General features: G+C 71.4%; 15 protein-coding genes and 2 pseudogenes. 8 read left to right on the top strand and 9 right to left on the bottom strand.

All coding sequences use genetic code 11. The annotated features are described in order from the left end of the window. Positions 1–83 precede the first annotated feature (83 nt). Positions 84–560 carry a hypothetical protein gene (locus AC07FJ_RS20685; RefSeq protein WP_479050803.1) on the bottom strand — a complete coding sequence of 159 codons (477 nt, stop codon included), beginning with the start codon at positions 558–560 and terminating at the stop codon, positions 84–86. Between the two features lie 363 nt (positions 561–923). Here AC07FJ_RS20685 and AC07FJ_RS20680 point away from each other — a divergent pair, with 363 nt between their 5' ends. Then, entirely contained in the window at positions 924–1,277 is a 354-nt protein-coding gene (locus AC07FJ_RS20680) for a hypothetical protein (protein WP_479050802.1), read from the top strand. A gap of 566 nt (positions 1,278–1,843) precedes the next feature. Continuing rightward, complete coding sequence (locus tag AC07FJ_RS20675; protein WP_479050860.1) at positions 1,844–2,233, top strand: hypothetical protein; 390 nt, start codon at positions 1,844–1,846, stop codon at positions 2,231–2,233. A gap of 107 nt (positions 2,234–2,340) precedes the next feature. On the opposite strand, the pseudogene AC07FJ_RS20670 reads toward AC07FJ_RS20675, so the two are convergent. Continuing rightward, positions 2,341–2,805, bottom strand: a pseudogene (locus tag AC07FJ_RS20670) (alpha/beta hydrolase); the annotation flags it as partial. A gap of 538 nt (positions 2,806–3,343) precedes the next feature. On the opposite strand from AC07FJ_RS20670, the gene AC07FJ_RS20665 reads away from it, so the two are divergent. From AC07FJ_RS20665 to AC07FJ_RS20655, 3 genes are all read left to right on the top strand, one after another. Beyond that, complete coding sequence (locus tag AC07FJ_RS20665; protein ID WP_479050801.1) at positions 3,344–3,505, top strand: hypothetical protein; 162 nt, start codon at positions 3,344–3,346, stop codon at positions 3,503–3,505. 505 nt (positions 3,506–4,010) lie between these two features. Next, the gene (locus tag AC07FJ_RS20660; RefSeq protein ID WP_479050800.1) at positions 4,011–4,406 is read left to right on the top strand and encodes a hypothetical protein; all 396 of its coding nucleotides are present in this window, start codon (positions 4,011–4,013) and stop codon (positions 4,404–4,406) included. 570 nt (positions 4,407–4,976) lie between these two features. After that, a complete protein-coding gene (locus AC07FJ_RS20655; protein WP_479050799.1) occupies positions 4,977–5,549 on the top strand; it encodes an antibiotic biosynthesis monooxygenase in 573 nt (190 codons plus the stop codon). Positions 5,550–5,570: 21 nt separating this feature from the next. On the opposite strand, the gene AC07FJ_RS20650 is transcribed toward AC07FJ_RS20655, so the two are convergent. Continuing rightward, positions 5,571–6,254 carry a DUF4232 domain-containing protein gene (locus AC07FJ_RS20650; protein WP_479050798.1) on the bottom strand — a complete coding sequence of 228 codons (684 nt, stop codon included), beginning with the start codon at positions 6,252–6,254 and terminating at the stop codon, positions 5,571–5,573. A gap of 121 nt (positions 6,255–6,375) precedes the next feature. On the opposite strand from AC07FJ_RS20650, the pseudogene AC07FJ_RS20645 reads away from it, so the two are divergent. Continuing rightward, positions 6,376–7,268, top strand: a pseudogene (locus tag AC07FJ_RS20645) (APH(3'') family aminoglycoside O-phosphotransferase). 110 nt (positions 7,269–7,378) lie between these two features. Here AC07FJ_RS20645 and AC07FJ_RS20640 read toward each other — a convergent pair. The 3 genes from AC07FJ_RS20640 to AC07FJ_RS20630 form a co-directional block, all read right to left on the bottom strand. After that, entirely contained in the window at positions 7,379–8,257 is an 879-nt protein-coding gene (locus AC07FJ_RS20640) for a glycosyltransferase family 2 protein (RefSeq protein WP_479050797.1), read from the bottom strand. Positions 8,258–8,679: 422 nt separating this feature from the next. Continuing rightward, on the bottom strand, positions 8,680–9,804 hold the full coding sequence (locus AC07FJ_RS20635; RefSeq protein WP_479050796.1) for a tetratricopeptide repeat protein: 1,125 nt from the start codon (positions 9,802–9,804) through the stop codon (positions 8,680–8,682). Further along, positions 9,801–11,120 (bottom strand): ATP-binding protein, encoded by a 1,320-nt coding sequence (locus tag AC07FJ_RS20630; protein ID WP_479050795.1) that lies wholly within the window; start codon positions 11,118–11,120, stop codon positions 9,801–9,803. Before AC07FJ_RS20630 ends, AC07FJ_RS20635 begins: the two co-directional genes overlap by 4 nt. A gap of 129 nt (positions 11,121–11,249) precedes the next feature. Here AC07FJ_RS20630 and AC07FJ_RS20625 point away from each other — a divergent pair, with 129 nt between their 5' ends. Next, positions 11,250–11,432, top strand: a complete 183-nt coding sequence (locus tag AC07FJ_RS20625; protein ID WP_479050794.1) for a hypothetical protein — start codon at positions 11,250–11,252, stop codon at positions 11,430–11,432. Positions 11,433–11,466: 34 nt separating this feature from the next. Here the strand turns inward: AC07FJ_RS20625 and AC07FJ_RS20620 are convergent, their stop codons facing one another. Continuing rightward, the gene (locus AC07FJ_RS20620) at positions 11,467–12,987 is read right to left on the bottom strand and encodes an aminotransferase-like domain-containing protein (RefSeq protein WP_479050793.1); all 1,521 of its coding nucleotides are present in this window, start codon (positions 12,985–12,987) and stop codon (positions 11,467–11,469) included. A gap of 64 nt (positions 12,988–13,051) precedes the next feature. On the opposite strand from AC07FJ_RS20620, the gene AC07FJ_RS20615 reads away from it, so the two are divergent. Further along, positions 13,052–14,257 (top strand): trans-sulfuration enzyme family protein, encoded by a 1,206-nt coding sequence (locus AC07FJ_RS20615; protein ID WP_479050792.1) that lies wholly within the window; start codon positions 13,052–13,054, stop codon positions 14,255–14,257. A 261-nt stretch (positions 14,258–14,518) separates the two neighbouring features. Here AC07FJ_RS20615 and AC07FJ_RS20610 read toward each other — a convergent pair whose 3' ends face one another. Further along, positions 14,519–14,893, bottom strand: coding sequence for a MerR family transcriptional regulator (locus tag AC07FJ_RS20610; protein WP_479050791.1), 375 nt, complete (start codon positions 14,891–14,893; stop codon positions 14,519–14,521). 26 nt (positions 14,894–14,919) lie between these two features. Beyond that, positions 14,920–15,690, bottom strand: coding sequence for an SDR family NAD(P)-dependent oxidoreductase (locus tag AC07FJ_RS20605; RefSeq protein ID WP_479050790.1), 771 nt, complete (start codon positions 15,688–15,690; stop codon positions 14,920–14,922). Positions 15,691–15,776 lie beyond the last annotated feature (86 nt).

Genomic DNA, 15,776 nt, shown 5'->3' with positions numbered 1-15,776 from the left:
CCGTGTGCTCGACGAGACGGCCGACGTACGGGTTCATGGGACGCAATGGACTCCCCGTTGCGCTGCCGCCGCCGACCGCCACGTCATGAAACGGGCCTCGTGGTGACCAGGAGGTAGTCGAAGTACAGCGGATGCCCCTCTTCGTCGGCGGGGTATGCGTAGGAGCTGTTCTTGGCGAAGGACATCTTGAGCTCGGGAAAGGCGAAGGTTCCGAAATCATCGTCATGGGACAGCGAGTGCCCGTTTCCCTGCAGCCGTTCAACCAGCTGTTCACTGGGAATACGAAAGACATCCAATCCGCCGAAAACAGCCCGAATATCCGCGTCTTCCTTGCGGAAACGCCACAGCTCCACCCCGATCAGCGTCCCGCCCTCGGGGAATGACAGGACGAATTGGAAGGCGGAGTCGTCGAGATTGACGACGAACACCCCCGGCGGTCGCTCGCGCCCGGGCTGACTGCTGATCCGGCCCAGCCTTTCACCAATCTCCATCGCCTCGTCGAAGGGCATACCGAACCGGAAAGGGCCCACGCCGACGTGCGGCTGGATCTCAACTTCCATGCTTGCTCCACTCACTAACGTGTTCACTCCCCGAAGGTGCCCCGCAGTAGCGCGGCCTCGTCGATGCTCCAGCGGCCGCGCAGTCAGCATGTCCTATCGCGTCAGTCATCACCGGCCCGCCACGGCGCAGGGGCGGGCAGCCGCTCTGTGGGCGAGCGTTCGATGCGACTGTTGCGTGAACCGTTTGCCACCGAAGTTTGACCGGGGACCGTCTACGCGGGGCGTTGGTGCCGCCCGTAGGTTGTACGCCGTCAACAGGGCGGCGCCGAGTGACCGTCGGCGCCGTGGCACTCGCACCGCGGGCCAACTCGGGGGATCCAACAGGGGGACCCGGCCCGTGACACCGGGAAGGAAACCGACCCGATGAACATTCGTAAACGCCTCGCCCTCTGCTCGGCCGCCGTGGCAGTGGGCTCCAGCCTGGCCATCGCGCCGCTGGCCTCGGCGGCCCCGCAAACCGCCGCCAGCTGCTCCTACCCGTACGTCTGCTTCTACAAGGGCTCCACGAAGACGGGCCAGTTCAAGGACGTCACCAGCAGCTGGCAGAACCTCGGTTCCAGCAAGGGCGCCACCTCGATGGTGAACACCCGCCGCGACGACGTCGTGTACACGCACTTCACCAACGGCAAGACCTGGTGCACCCCGCCCAACACCACTACCACCTTCAACTCGTGGGTGGTCGACAAGATCCGTATCAGCTCCGCTTCCAGCTGCTGACCGACCCGCAACAGCGACGGCCCGCACGCACGCGAAGGAGAGTGCGGGCCGTCCGCGACATGCCATCCGCGTCCCCGCGCCACTGCGGATTGCGTCCCACCCGCTGTGACTCCCGTGGACGGTCACCAGTCGTCGTCCCGTGGCGAACCACTCGATGCTGCTGCGCCTGTCGGTGGCAGCCCGCTGCCGTTGGCCGGCTGGCAGATGGGGTCGGCGGGCGCGTGCCGGGCGGGGCACGGGCGGTGTGCCGGGCCTCTTGTCCGGGTGGGCGTGGCCCCGCACATTGCCTGCCGGTAGAGGGCTGAGTGCGCGTCGTCGATGGGGTGGTGCTGGGGGTCGGAGACATCGTTCCGGCTCCCCAGACTGTGCCGTCGGGCCCCGGAAGACGCCGCAGTGGGTGGCGGCTTTGTGCAGCGCGGCGCCAGGTCGGGATGTTCCTCCAGCATGTCGGTCGTCGCATAGGGTGCTGCCGCGAGGGTGTCCACGTCGTTCGTCACAAAACGATCTTGGACACCCTCGTCCACGTCTCCGCAGGCACCCCTTGGACCACACACCAGGAGGAACCGGTGTCACACCCGCAACTGTTCACCCCCGAGGAGAAGCTCGCCGACGCGAAGAAGCTGTTGAACCTCCCGCGCATCGTCGCGATCTGCGGCTCCACCCGCTTCATGGCCGACATGAACGAGGCCGACCTGCGGGAGACCACAGCCGGAAAGATCGTCGTCAAACCGGGCTGTGACATGAAGTCGCCGCACGAACTCTGGTCCGATCCTGCCGAGGCCGAGGCGCTGAAGGCTCGACTCGACGATCTGCACCGGGCGAAGATCCGGCTCGCTGATGAGGTGCTCGTAGTCGGTGACTACATCGGAGACAGCACCCGAGCCGAGATCGCCTACGCCCGGTCGCTCGGCAAGCCCGTGCGGTTCACGCATCCCGAAGTCGATCCTGACGCCTGACCGCCCGCTGCCGCCTCTGCCACCTCGACAACCAGGGCCGGCAGCCCGCCGCCTGACCATCTCGCGGTGGCTTCGGCCGCCGCCACCCCACACTCCGCAGGCATCCCGTCGAGCTGAGACTGGTTGAGCAGCTGGAAACACACCGGCGGGCCGTGCCGGTCCCGTGCCCGCAGTGCCAAGGCGGCCGCGAGGCCCCCGCCTGCCCTGTGGCCGCCGACCGCTATCCGTGCCGGGTCCCAGCCGAGGCCGGCCGGGGACCCGGCACCGAGATCACCACCGTGCCGGACAGGGCCGCCGGCCGGGCGGCTCACGGATCCTCGGTATCCACATCGCCCATGACGAACCCGCCGCCGTGCAGCCAGACGGTGGTGCCACGTGATGCCTGGTGGGGGCGGTAGATGCCTACCAGCACGTCCCAGTCGGCGGGCACCGTGCGGACCTCGACATCCATGCCGGTGTGTCGGGCGGGGGCACCGCGGCGGCGGGGTCGGCGAGCTGCGCGCGGGTGGCGGCGGGGTCGTTCAGGTCGGCAGGGGGAACAGTGTGATGAACACTTCGAGTTCGGGATCCACGACGGCCATCCTCCGTGCCGGCCGCCCTCGCCGGCATCCGCCACCCGTCGCCCTTCCGGGGCGAACAGCGTTCCGATCGGTCCTACGCCCGGGCCATGGAGGCACTGGTCGTACGGCTGTCACAGCTCGATACGCGAGTCGAAGGCGCGATCCGCGTTGTGATGCTCTACGACACCCTGCTGCGCCGCTCTCGGGCACGGGGCGGGTGAGCCACATGGCGTCCGATGGCCGGCAGGCAACCGACGGCCCGCCCGGACCTGCGTCCTGCGTCCTGCGTCGAGTACGGCGTCGATCATCCTGGACGAGGAGGGGATCGGCACGGTGTGGCTGGAGCGCCCCACTGCGCCCAATCCGCTCGACGACGTACTGCTGGACCGCCTCGCGCTGGCCGCCGCGGCGGTCGTCGAGCGCTACGGCCCGGCCCGCACCGCCATGGCCGACCCCGCCTTGATCGAGCGCCGTCGCCGTACGCTCCCGGCTGCCGCTCGACCGGATCGGCAGCCTGATCTGCCCGGCCCGCCCGGTGAAGGCGGCACACGTGGCCGACGTGGGCGTCCTCCTCGCCACCACGGTGGACGCGACGTGTTTTCCGGCGGGGGTACGCGCGGCCATCGGCGCCGCCGAGAGCCCCGCTCGCTCCTGGCAGCAAGCCCGCACCGCGCTCCGCTTCACCACCCCGCGCCGACCGGTCGTCCCCTAAGACGCGCTGGGGGCGCTGGCGCTCCTGGCGCAGGTGTCACACGAGGGGGCGCGGGACAACGCCGACGTGGCCGCCATCGCCCACATCCTGGGCATCGAGCTGACCGAGCCTGCCGGACCAATCCCGGGCCGGGCTCGCCCTGTCAGCATGGCGGCTGCTCGACGACTGGACCACGACCGTGCCGCGTCGCACAGTCCGGCAGGCCCCCTGGAGGAGCCGTGGGACATCCCGCTACGGAGACCTGGCGGCACAGGGTGCTGAAGCGCCGCAACGACCGCCCGCACCGGGTAGCGGGCGGCCACGCGCCCCCTGCCACAGGCCGTGCGACGCCTTTTGCCCCGGTTTTGCCGCGGCTGGCGAACCCAGGCGCCGCAGGAGCCGTCCGTGGGAACATCAGGGGGACGGATGTGGGGGACGATCAGTCGCGCAAGGCTCCGGGACGGCTTTCCGGGGTGCCGCTGCCCGGGCACTCGACCGTGGAGGGGTGCTGCTAGCTTCAGGCGGCATGCGAACACATGACTACGACCTGGACTTCCGCGACCGGGCCAGGCGGGTGCGGGCGTGGGGCATCGGACTGCTGTCCGCCGCCACGGTGTTGTGGGTGTGGTGCGCCGTACTGCTCATGACGCCGTACGAGGCGGACACGGACGCCGGCGACCAGTACCCGGCCGAATGCGAGTCACGCCTGTTCACTGACCGGGCTACCGCCAATGACGGCCTGCGCCGCGGAGACTGGTGTCAACACGAGCGGGACTGGCCTGAGGCCCTGGCCGTCCTGGGGCTTTCGGTGCCGGTCTCCCTCGCCGGAGCGATCATGTTCACCAGCGGCAGCGTGAGCTGCCGGATGAGCGCCCACTGCGAAGCGATGCGGCACCTCGACCAGGCCGCCACCTCATCCTGAGCCCTGGGGCGCTGAACTCGCTGCCCATGCATCCTGATGTCGACGATGTGGGCCAGGAAACCACGATCGGCACTTCGCGCCGCAAGGGATACCCGGCACGGGCAGCTTGCTGCCGTGGTCGGCAGATGCCTCAAGGCGCTGCGCGCGCTCAAGGCAGCTGTACGCCCGTCCGCCATGTGCCGGCGCCGGACCCCCATCGGACCGGCGCAGAATGCGCGCGTGCGCGACGGCGATCCTGATCGTCACCAGGATCATGCGTGGTTGTGCGGCCGTAGCCGCAACACCGACCGTCCGGTCTGGCCAGGAACGAGGGAAACCGCCGCCCAGCCGTTGTGGGCTTCGCGCGCGCTGCCGTTCGCCCCGCCGACCACGCCGTGATGGCGGCCGTCGTAGTGGTGTGGCAGCCCGCGCGGAGCTGTGCGCCTTCGCCGCCTCCCGGGGCTCCCCGACGCTTCCGGAGGACTCCCGGTGACGCGACGCACGGGCCGGGCAGCCCAGGCGGCCGGGCCGGGCGGTGGGGTGACACGTAAGGTGTCCCTGGGCGCGGCGTGAGACGAGGAGGACCATCGAATGTCTGCGCCGAGCCTTGAGCACGCCGCCGTCCCCGCCGATGCCGGGGAGGTGACCCTGCTGATAGCCCGCCAAGTGGAACCCGGCTACGAAGCCGCCTTCGAGCAGTGGGCACAGGGCATCCTCGACTCCGCGTCCCGCTTCCCAGGACACCTCGGGTACGGGCTGTTCCGCTCCTCCGGAGACGGCGCCCCCTGGTTTCTGGTACACCGCTTCCGTGACGCGGAGGCATGCCGGGCCTGGCAGGAGTCACCACAACGCGCGGCATGGTTCGCCAACTGCGAGGGACACCGCCACACGGAAATCGCCCGGCGCGAGCTGACCGGCATGGAAACCTGGTTCGCCAAGCCCGGCTCGACGCGCCCCGCACCCCCGCGCTGGAAAATGGCCATCAGCGCCACCCTCGCGATCTACCCGATCACACTGCTCGGCAGTTACGTCCTCGTGCCGCACGTGACGATGCTGCCCGTGGCCGTCGGCAGCGCCGTCATCGCATGCGTCTACAACGTCCTGATGACCTACGCCGCCATGCCGGCCGTCAGCCGCGTCCTGCGCCGATGGCTCAACGGCTGAAGCACCCGACGGTTCGGCCCGTCACCTCGCGAACATGTACCTCTGGACGGCCTTGAGGTCCTTGTTCCAGAGGGTGACCTGTGGGTTCGAGCCGACGTGGAAGAACGTCACCTCGGTGGGAAGTTCGGCGCTGATCGGGTTGCCCGCCTCGGTGTTGGGGACGCGGCCCTGGAAGCCGACGGTCAGCGTCTCGGCGGTGGCCACCTTCTCCTCCACGCGGTACAGGAGCAGGCCCGCGTACGCCTTCTGCTTCGGGCCGATGGTGGCCAGGCCCCGGGTCGGGGACTCCATCGGCACGACGGGCGGCAAGCTGTCGTTCTCGAAGGTCACGGTCGGGTGGTGGTACAGCGTGCAGGGTCGGTCGCCGTTGTTGACGGCTGTGAGGAGTAGGTGCCTGAGCTCGTCGCGCGGTTCGGCCGTGGCGGTGATGGTGACGTTCTCGTCGCTGCAGGGGGCGGCTGCGGCCGGCTCAGCGGAGGCGGTAGGCTTCGGCGGAGCAGTGGGGTCGGTGGAAGGGCTCACGTTGGACTGGCTCGGCTTCGCCGAACCCGTCGCGCTCGGAGTGCCGGACGAAGTGCCGCCGGTGCCAGGATCCGTGCCAGCCGGCTCGCAGGCGGTGGTCGACAGAAGCGTGGCGACGGCGACTATCCCCAGCGTGTAGTTCTTCCAGTTCTTCCCGTTCTTGCGGGCAGCGGCAGCGTGCATGGTGATCCCCCGTATGCGGTGCCATGAATCGGCCGATGTGACCGACCCTGGAATTCTGCGCGCTCGGCGTCTTCGCGGACCGCGTCCCGTCTGATCGTTACGGACCTAGCACGTGGAGGTCATCCTTCCGTGTAGCCCTTTCGGGGTCGTCTGGCCCGCTGCGCCGCATGCGGGCCCCGGCCCATGGCGGCTTCGCCGTACTGCCGTCCTGCTTCACGCCATATCGCCGGCGTTCCTCGGTCTCGACGACCGCGACTGGGTGGCGGTCGCCACGGGCGAGTCGGGAGCCGCTGTCTTTCGCAGCGGGGACGCCACCCGGTATGCCAAATGCGTTCCCGCCGCGGATACAGCCGACCTTGAGGCCGAGCGTGACCGAATCGCATGGCTGAACGGTCACGGTGTACCCGGCCCCCGAGTGCTCGACTGGCACTCCGGTGACGCGGACGCCTGCCTGCTGACCAGTGCCGTGTCCGGGATACCGGCTGATCAGGTGCCCGCTGAAGATCTGCAGGTCGCCTGGGGACGCATCGCGGACGCGGTACGCCGACTGCACGAGGTGCGCGTCTCGCAGTGCCCATTCCGCCGGGACCTGGACGGCATGGTCGCTGTGGCGCGCGACGTCGTGGCCCGTAACGCCGTCAAGCCGGAGTTCCTCCCCGACGAACAGCAGCACACTCCCCCGGCCGAGCTGTTGGACCGCCTCACCCGACAGGTGCCACGGCTGCGGGAGCAGGAAGCCTCCGACACGGTCGTCTGCCACGGAGACCTGTGCCTGCCGAACATCATCCTCGATCCGGAGACCTTGATGTGTCGGGCTTCATCGACATGGGCCGCCTCGGACTGGTCGGCCGCTACGCCGACTTGGCGCTGCTGCTCGCCAACGCGCGAGAGACATGGGCGGACCAGAAGCGGGCGCGGGCCGCGGACATGGCGTTCGCCGAGAGGTGCGGCATCGTCCTCGACCACGACCGCCTGCGGTTCTACCTCCATTTGGACCCGCTCACCTGGGGCTGACCGACGTCGCGGGAACGATCAGGTGGACCATAGCCGGATGCCGCGGCGATGGGCAGTCCGGCCAGCTGCACGGGCATGCGCCGGCCGTCCTCCGTGGCACGCGAAGGCCGTCAGAAGACAGGAGGCCTGCCCGCACGGGTGAGTCGCATGGCCGTCGTCCAGCTCATGGGGGACCGTGTTCCGTGGCCTCCTCCGAGGCCCTCGGTGAAGCCCTTGATCGAGGCCCGGCGCGCTGAGTGGCCGCGCACGCGCCACAGGGTGAGGAGGGTCCACGTGAGGAGGTTGAAGGGGATCAGCAGGCGCGGGAGGTTACGGCGGGCCAGCCACACTCGGTTGCGGGCGTTGAGCCTGTGGAAGGTGTCGTGGCGGGCCGGGTCGGTCGCCGGGTGATGGACGACGACCTCCGGCCGGTACAGCCCGAGGCCCCCGTGGTCCCACAGCCGCCAGGCCAGGTCGATGCCCTCGTGGAAGAGGAAGAAGTGCCCCGGCCAGCCGCCGGCCGCTTCGAAGGCCGAGCGCCGGATCATGACGACGCCTTCCGCCATGACGGTGACGACACCGGGCTCGGCGGGATTCGATGCGCGCAGGCGCGGGATCCAGCGGCGCAGCGTCACGCCGGTGTCCGGGTCGGCGATGCGGGGTTGCACGTACGCCGCCCGCGGGACGCGCCGGAATTCGGCGGCGAGCAGGGCGAGCGCGTCGGGGTCGGGGATGTGGGCGTCGTTGTCGAAGAAGAAGAGGTAGTCGCCGTTGACGTTGGCTGCCCCGACGTTGCGTCCCTCGGGGATGCCGACGTTCTCCGCCAGTGCGACGGTACGCACGCCCGGTGGGACCTGGCGCGGTGTGCAGCCGTTGCCCACGACCACCACGTCGAGGTCGATGCCCTCCTGGGCGAGCAGGGAGGCCATGGCGCGGGGGAATTCCTCGGGCCGGTCGTTCATCGTCAGTACCACGGCACCGACGGTGGGGCGGGAAGCGTCTGTGCTCATGAGAGTGCGTCCTTCACTTCGGCGCGAGGGAGGGGCGGGCGGCTTGCCCGGTGTGCGTAGCATCGCTACGCCTCGGGCGCGTCCCACCTCGGTGGCCGAGCTGTCGTGCTGCCTGTTCCAAGCCGAGTGCGCGCGCAACCTGCTGGGCCGGAGCCGAGGTGGCCCGAACGCGTACCCCGCCCGCCTCTCCGGCGGATCGGGGGCGGCCGGCCCTGGTGGCGGTGATGAACTCCCGCACCGGGTCGGCGGACTCCTTCCGCGAGGAGGAGCGGACGCCGTACACGGTGGTCGTGGAGCCGGTCATGACTCCACAGTGTCCTACGGGAGCCAGGCGCTCGCGGTGAACGCCGTACCGCTGGACGTATGTCGGAACAGCCGGCTGCACGACCTGCCGGTCGCGGAGTGCGCCCGCTCGCTTCGCGTCAGCCGGTCTTCTTCCGGTCGAACCACATCGTCGCCGCCGCGGGGACCAGGCCGGCCCAGAACAGCACGTGCGGGACCGTACGGTCCGTCCAGGGGATCTGGGTGATCAGCAGCGCGCACAGCATGGCCCACGCCGCCTGGCCCAGGACGATCCGGGGCCACGCGCGACGCCGTACGAGGGAGCGCAGGTTGACCCGGATACCGGCGCGGAGGCGGCGGTACCGCAGCAGGGCGCCCAGGGCCCAGATGACGGCCATCGGGACCAGGTCCCAGAGCCGCTGGCCGAGCGGCAGGGGCAGCTCGCGCCGGGTCTCACCCTGGGTGGCGAACAGGTCGATGCCCACGGCGGCGAGGGCCAGGCAGAGCAGGGCCAGCCAGCGGACGCCGCGCAGCAGGCGGTAGGAGGCCTCGTCCAGGCCGCGCCGCATCGGCGCCGAGTCAGGGGCGGAGGCCAGGGCGTCGGCGTACAGGGTGGCGGCCTGCGCCGCCTTCACGCCGGGGGCCGCCGCCGTCCTCTTCGTCCACCGTTCCAGGGCTTCCTCGTGCTGCGGGTCCAGGCGGAGGATGGCCTCGTCGAGCTGGTCGGCGGCGTTCCGGTCGCCCGCCAGGTCGGCGATCGACCACGCCACCTCGTAGGCGTACACCTCCTCCGGCCCGAGCCGGATGGCCTCCTGGGCCAGGTCGCCGGACTCCCGCAGGGCGGCCAGGTACGCCTCGCGCGGGATCTCGCCGCCGTTGGCCTGGCCGGCGCGGAACGACTTGATGCGCCAGAGCCAGTTGGCGAGCAGGGCGTAGCCGTGCCAGTAGTCGGGGGCGAGGCGGATCACCTCGCGCAGCACACCCTCGGTCTCCGGGAAGCGGCGCGCTTCCCGCAGGGCGTGCGCGTGCATGACCAGCGCCCCGATGTCCTCGGAGTCCAGCGCCAGCGCCCGCTCCGTGGCCTCCAGGGCCTTGGCGCCGTCCTTCTCGTCGCACAGGTGGCTGCGGGCGAGCTTGACCCAGGCCCGTACGTCCTCCGGGTCCTCCGCGAGCCGGCGGGCCAGCAGTTCCCTGGCCTCGTCGTACCGCTTGAGGTCGATGAGCAGGTCGGCCCGCTCCACGGCGGGGTGTACGGCCGTGGTCACAGCTTGCGCCTCTTCTTCAGGTAGGTGACCAGGTCGTCGTACATGCCGCCCTGGTTGGCGAACATGGCCACGTTCCGCGCGGAGGCGAACCACGGCTCGGCGGACGGGACGACCTCCTTCGCGGCGGCCAGCAGGTCCTTCATGCCGATCATGCGGACGGTTCCGGTGCGCGCCGAGTCCAGCAGCGCCCGCTCCGCGGCCGCCTCGCAGACATGGGCCAGGTCCGCGCCGGACAGGCCGTCGGTGGCCTTGACGAGCTTGCCCAGGTCGATGTTCTCGATGGGCCGGTCCCGCAGGTGGTAGCGGAGGATCGCCTCGCGCGCGGCGGCGTCCGGCGGCAGGACGAGGATCGTCCGGTCCAGGCGGCCGGGGCGGCGCAGGGCGAGGTCGACGTCCCAGGGGACGTTGGTGGCGGCGAGCACGAACACGCCCTCGTTGGCCGCCGAGTCGATGCCGTCGAGTTCGGTGAGCAACTGGTTCACGGTGTTGCGCATGCCGCTGTGCGCGGTGCGGCTGCGCTTGGCGCCGAGGGCGTCGAGCTCGTCCAGGAAGATCACGCAGGGCGCCTGGCGGCGGGCGGTCTCGAAGACCTCGTGCATGTTGCGCTCGGAGTTGCCCATCCACATGTCGAGCACGTCGTTGATCGACACCGACAGGAACGCGGCGCCGAGTTCCCCGGCGACGGCCCGCGCGATGAACGTCTTGCCGCAGCCGGGCGGACCGTACAGCAACAGGCCGCCGCGCAGGCTTTTGCCGTACAGCCTGCGAAGTTCCGGGTTGCGCAGCGGGGCGAGGAAGGCCGCCTCCAGGCGGTCCATCACGTCCTGCATGCCGCCGACGTCGGCCAGCCGTACGGTGCCGGGCCCCTCCACGTCCCACGCGTCGGCGTCTCCGGGGTCGTCCTGCCCGTCCGCGCTGACCGGCGTCTCGACGAAGCGCGGGGGCACGACGTCTCCGACCTGCTGCTCGGCGGCCTTCCAGTCGAACCCGGGCCGCTGGTGCGGCGGTTGCCGCGTCGGCGCCGGCGCCGGTGCCGAGGGCGGGGCCGGTGTGCCTGGTGCGACTGGTGCCGTGGATGCCTCCGGTGCCTCCGGTGCCGCTGGTGCCGCCGGGGTGCCCATCGCCCGGGCCATCAGGTCCCGGGCCTGGGCGTCGCCCGGCGCGTGCTGCAGGGCCGCGGCCGCCTCCGCGACGGCTTCGTCTGACCGGCCCGCGTCCAGCAGGAGCTGGGCGAGGTGCAGTCGCAGGGGTACGTCGGTGGGTGCGGCGGCGACGGCGGTGCGCAGACTCTGGAGGAGCGGGGAGTCGTCGGGCATGATCCACAGCCTACGCCCGGCGTACGACGGGGGTTCGGGGTGGTGTGCGTACGGGCGTGGGCTGGACCGGTTGACCCCCGGTGCGGCGGCCCCGAGTGCGGCGGACGGTCCCGGGAGCCGTTCAACGCCGTGCACCTGCTGGCATCGGTACACGAGAGGCAGGGCCGGACGGATGAGGCGATCGCGGTGCTGCGCACGCACGGCTCCGTACCGGTCGACAACCGCGACCCGCTGGCCGAACTGCTCGCCCGGCCCGGCCGGATCGACGAGCTGCGTGCTTACGCGACGGAGGAGGGCCGGGACCCTTTCTAGGTGAGGCCGGGGCGGGGGCGGTGGGGCCGGGCGTTCAGAGGGTGATCGCGTTCAGAGCCGCTGGGGCCGGCGCCGGCCTTGGACTGCTCGGTGTGATGGCGCTGGGTGCGGTGGCGCTCGGTGCGGTGGCGTCCGGCGGGGTGGCCTCCGGTGCGTACTCGTGCCAGGCCGTGGCTAGCCGTCGTACCGCCTCCGACAGGACGTCGGGGTCCTGGAGGAAGTGCAGGCGCAGGCGTGCGGTACTGCCGCCAAGCGTGTCCATCGTGGTTCCGGGCAGGACTGCTACCCCGTGGCGGAGCGCGACTTGGGTGAAGGCGACGCCGTCACCGTACGGGAGGCGCACCCAGAGGGTCTGGCCGCCTGTGGCCGGTGGGCAGGTCCAGGACGGCAGCAGGCGGGCCAGTTCGGCCCGGAGGTGGTCGTGGGCGGCGCGCAGGGTCCGTACCCGTGAGGCCGTGAGCGGTTCGTAGGCGTCCAGCAGGCGGGTCGCCACCAGTTGCGCCGGCACGTCACTGCCCAGGTCGTGGATGGCCTTGAGCCGGGCCAGCCGGGAGATCAGTGCCGCGGGGCCTCGCACCCAGCCGATGCGCAGCCCGCCCCACACGACCTTGCTGAGCGATCCGACGCCGATGACCTCGCCGTAGGAGGACAGGGGCGGCGGCGCCGGTGCGGGGTCGAACGCGAGGTCGGCGAGCACCTCGTCGTCGACGAGCGGCACTCCCAGGCTGTTGGCTGCCTCGACGAGGCGGCGCCCGGGCAGGGGCGGCAGCACGGTGCCGGTCGGGTTGTGGAAGCGGGGGATGACGTAGGCGAGGGCGGGGCGGTGGCGGTCCATCACCCTGATCGCCTCTGTCACGTCGATGCCGTCCGGCCCCACGGCCACCGGGTGGGGTATCGCCGCCGCCTCCCGGAGCAGGTCGAGCGCGCCCGGGTACGTCGGCGACTCGATCAGCACCCCGTCGCCGGGTGCGACCAGCAGCCGGATCAGCAGCGCCAGTGCCTGCTGGGCGCCGGTGGTGACCAGGACCTGCTCCGGGCCGGTGGGAACACCTCGCCGGGCGTACCGTGCCGCGATCGCCGTCCGCAGTGCCGGCAGCCCGGCCGGGTGGTAGCCCAGGTCACCGTCGGGCAGGGTCATCGTCCGGTACGCCTGCGTCACTTCGGGCGTCGGGCTCAGCGGTGCCGCGCAGCTCAGCAGGATCACGCCGTCCGGCGCCTCCAGCAGGTGGAGGAAGAGGGGGTTGGACGTCTCGCGCACGCGGGGGCCGGCCGGCGGGATGGCGGCCGGCGCGACGCGCGTTCCGCTGCCCTGGCGCCGTACCAGGCGCCCCTCCTGGCGCAGGGTGTCGTACGCCGTCACGACCGTGGTCCGGCCGACCGCGAGCGCGGCGGCGAGCCGCCGGTCGGGCGGCAGCAGGGTGCCGGCGGTCAGCAACCCGTCGTCGATCAGCTGCCGGAGGCGGGCGGCGAGGAGGAGGTACAGCGGACCACGGCCGGCCGACCAGCGGCCGAGGCGGGCGACAAGGTCGTCGAGGGGAAGAGGAATTGGTTCCATCGCCGGACCAATCTGACGGGATTGGTCCTGTGGCCGCAAGTGGCTTTCGCCTTCACTGAGTTCCATGAGCCACGACGACACCGCAGCGCTGCGGCCCGAGACCCTCGCCGTTCACCCTCCCGAGGTCCGGGTCACCGGCAGCACACCCCTGGGCGTCCCCCTCCACCAGGGGCACGTCTTCACCTTCGACACCGCCGACGCGATGGCCGAGGCCTTCCACTCGCCCGACGCCTTCGTCTACAGCCGTCTCGGCAACCCCACCGTCCGCGCCCTGGAGGACGCCGTCGCCCGGCTGGAAGGCGGAGCCGCCGCCCTCTCCTACGCCTCCGGTATGGGCGCCATCAACGGTGTCCTGCTCGGCCTGCTCTCCGCCGGGGACCATGTCGTCGCGCAGCGGTGCCTCTACGGCGGTACGTACGCGGTGCTGACCGACCTCGCCGCACGCTGGGGCGTGGAGGTGACGTACGTCTCCGGAACCGACGCGGAGGAGGTGCGGCAGGCGCTGCGGCCCCGGACACGGCTGCTGTACCTGGAGACCATCGCCAACCCGACCACCCGGGTCGCCGATCTGCCCGCCCTCATCGCGGCCGCCGCCGAGGCGGGCGTGCCCAGCGCCGTGGACAACACCTTCGCCTCGCCGCTGCTGTGCCGGCCGATCGAGTACGGCGCCGACATCGTGATCCACTCGGCGACGAAGTACCTGGCCGGGCATGCCGACGTCCTGGGCGGGATCGCCGTCTTCAAGGACGCCGAGCTGTACGGCCGTATCCGCCACTACGCGATCGAACAGGGTGCCATCACCGACCCGTTCGCCGCGTGGCTGACCCTGCGTGGCCTGCAGACGCTGCCACTGCGCATGGAGCGGCAGAGTGCGAACGCCCGTGAGCTGGCCGGCCGGCTCGCCGCGCACCCGGCGGTGGCGGCCGTCCACCACCCGGCGCTCGCCGACCACCCCGACCACGCGGTCGCGCGGCGGCTGCTGCCGAAGGGCTGCGGCGGGGTGGTCTCCTTCGACCTCGCGGGCGGGCGTGAGGGGGGCCGCACGTTCATCGAGGCGGTGCGCCTGGCCGCCCTGACCGCTTCCCTCGGCGATGTGAAGACCCTGGTGATGCACCCGGCCTCCACCTCCCATCGCCAGCTCGACGCCGCCGCCCTCGACGCGGCCGGCATCGGCCCCGGGCTGGTGCGGATGTCCGTCGGGATCGAGCACGTCGAGGACCTGTGGGCGGACCTGGAGCAGGCGCTGGACCGGGCCACGAAGGCTGCCTGAGGCAGCCCGAGTACGCCGAACGCCCGACGTGGGCGCCTGCGGTGCGGGTCCGGGTGACGCCGGAGGCGCAGGGGCCCGTCGTCGGCCCGCGTCACTCGCTGACGCTGACCGCCTGGGAGGGGGAAGGGGCATCCCGGTCCCGGCCCGCAGTCCTGTTCCCCGTCCTGATCCTGGTGCTGGTGCTGGTCATGCTCTCGGTCACGGCCCCGCGGCCGTGACCGGGACCTGGACCGGCACCTGGACCGGGACCGGGACGGCTGATCAGGCCACCCGGTTGACGTGGCCGCCGCCCGCCTGCTCCGGCAGCGCGGCTTGCAGCCGGTCCCGGACCGCGATCTGAGCCGCGATGCGCTCGTTGAGGACCGCCAGCCGGTCCAGCGCCACCTGCAGGCCCTTGTCCGATGGCGGTGCGGCGGTCACATCACCGTCCAGGCACGGCAGGAACACCCGCACGTCGTCCAGGGTCAGCCCGACCGACAACAGGTGGCGGATGTTGCGGACCCGTACCGCCGCCCGCTCGTCGTAGACGCGGTAGCCGTTGGAGGCCCGCTCGGAGGAGATCAGCCCCGCCTCTTCGTAGTGCCGCAGCGCACGTGGACTCGTCCCCGTTACCCTGGCCAGAGCACCGATCCGCATCCGTCCCACCTCCTGGACCACTCCTATCACGCCACGACCGCACCGCCGTCGACCGGGAGCACCACTCCGGTGACGAACGACGCGGCCGGCGCGGCAAGTTGGGTGATCGCCCAGGCCACCTCCTCCGGGCGCCCGATCCGGCCCAGGGGGGTGTGCGCCAGCTGCCACTCCCGCACCGCGGCCATCCGCTCCGGCGTCAGGCCTTGGTGCTCGCCGATGGGTGTGTCGATCGCCCCGGGAGCGACCGCCACCACCCGGACTCCGCGCGGCGCCAGCTCGACCGCCCAACTACGGGTCAGCAGCTCCAGAGCCGACTTCGTCGCCGCGTACACCGAGCTGCCGGGCCAGCCCCGCTGCCCCACCGACGTACTGACGTTGACGATCACGCCGCGCGATGCCTCCAGAGGCGCCAGCGCGGCCTGGGCGAGAAGCACCGGAGCGACGAGGTTCGTCCCGAGCTGAGCCGTGATCATCGACGGCGACAGCGTGCCGAGGGCGCCGCTGCGCACGATCCCGGCGTTGTTGACCAGTACGTCCAGCCGGCCGTAGCGCTCCAGCACGGCGTGGACGATCCGCTCGGGCTCCCCCGCAGCGGTGATGTCGGCGGGCATCGGCACGATCCCCTCGTGCCCTGCCGCCGTCTCCTTCAGCGGTTCGCTCCGCCGGCCTATCGCGACCACGTGGGCGCCCTCGGCGGCGAAGGCCCGGGCGGTCGCCCGGCCGATGCCGGTGCCGGCTCCGGTGACGACGACGATCCTGCTGCTGTTGTGCGGTGCGGTGGTGTCCATGCGGGTCATCGTGCGACCTTGCCGCCAGTGACAAGGTCAACAGCGCAGCTGATCGACCGTCTCCCGGGATGCCCGCTGTCGGGTTCGGTGAGCAC

Source organism: Streptomyces sp. NPDC045998 (assembly GCF_056430285.1).
Note: the sequence above shows the minus strand (reverse complement) of the source record. Positions and strands in the feature narration are given on the sequence as shown.

Excerpts from the sequence above, each read along its gene's own strand:
- AC07FJ_RS20610 (WP_479050791.1), bottom strand. The coding sequence starts at position 14,893 with ATGCGGATCGGTGCTCTGGCCAGGGTAACGGGGACGAGTCCACGTGCG.
- AC07FJ_RS20620 (WP_479050793.1), bottom strand. The coding sequence starts at position 12,987 with ATGGAACCAATTCCTCTTCCCCTCGACGACCTTGTCGCCCGCCTCGGC.
- AC07FJ_RS20685 (WP_479050803.1), bottom strand. The coding sequence starts at position 560 with ATGGAAGTTGAGATCCAGCCGCACGTCGGCGTGGGCCCTTTCCGGTTC.
- AC07FJ_RS20605 (WP_479050790.1), bottom strand. The coding sequence starts at position 15,690 with ATGACCCGCATGGACACCACCGCACCGCACAACAGCAGCAGGATCGTC.
- AC07FJ_RS20680 (WP_479050802.1), top strand. The coding sequence starts at position 924 with ATGAACATTCGTAAACGCCTCGCCCTCTGCTCGGCCGCCGTGGCAGTG.
- AC07FJ_RS20630 (WP_479050795.1), bottom strand. The coding sequence starts at position 11,120 with ATGCCCGACGACTCCCCGCTCCTCCAGAGTCTGCGCACCGCCGTCGCC.
- AC07FJ_RS20640 (WP_479050797.1), bottom strand. The coding sequence starts at position 8,257 with ATGAGCACAGACGCTTCCCGCCCCACCGTCGGTGCCGTGGTACTGACG.
- AC07FJ_RS20660 (WP_479050800.1), top strand. The coding sequence starts at position 4,011 with ATGCGAACACATGACTACGACCTGGACTTCCGCGACCGGGCCAGGCGG.
- AC07FJ_RS20615 (WP_479050792.1), top strand. The coding sequence starts at position 13,052 with ATGAGCCACGACGACACCGCAGCGCTGCGGCCCGAGACCCTCGCCGTT.
- AC07FJ_RS20655 (WP_479050799.1), top strand. The coding sequence starts at position 4,977 with ATGTCTGCGCCGAGCCTTGAGCACGCCGCCGTCCCCGCCGATGCCGGG.
- AC07FJ_RS20650 (WP_479050798.1), bottom strand. The coding sequence starts at position 6,254 with ATGCACGCTGCCGCTGCCCGCAAGAACGGGAAGAACTGGAAGAACTAC.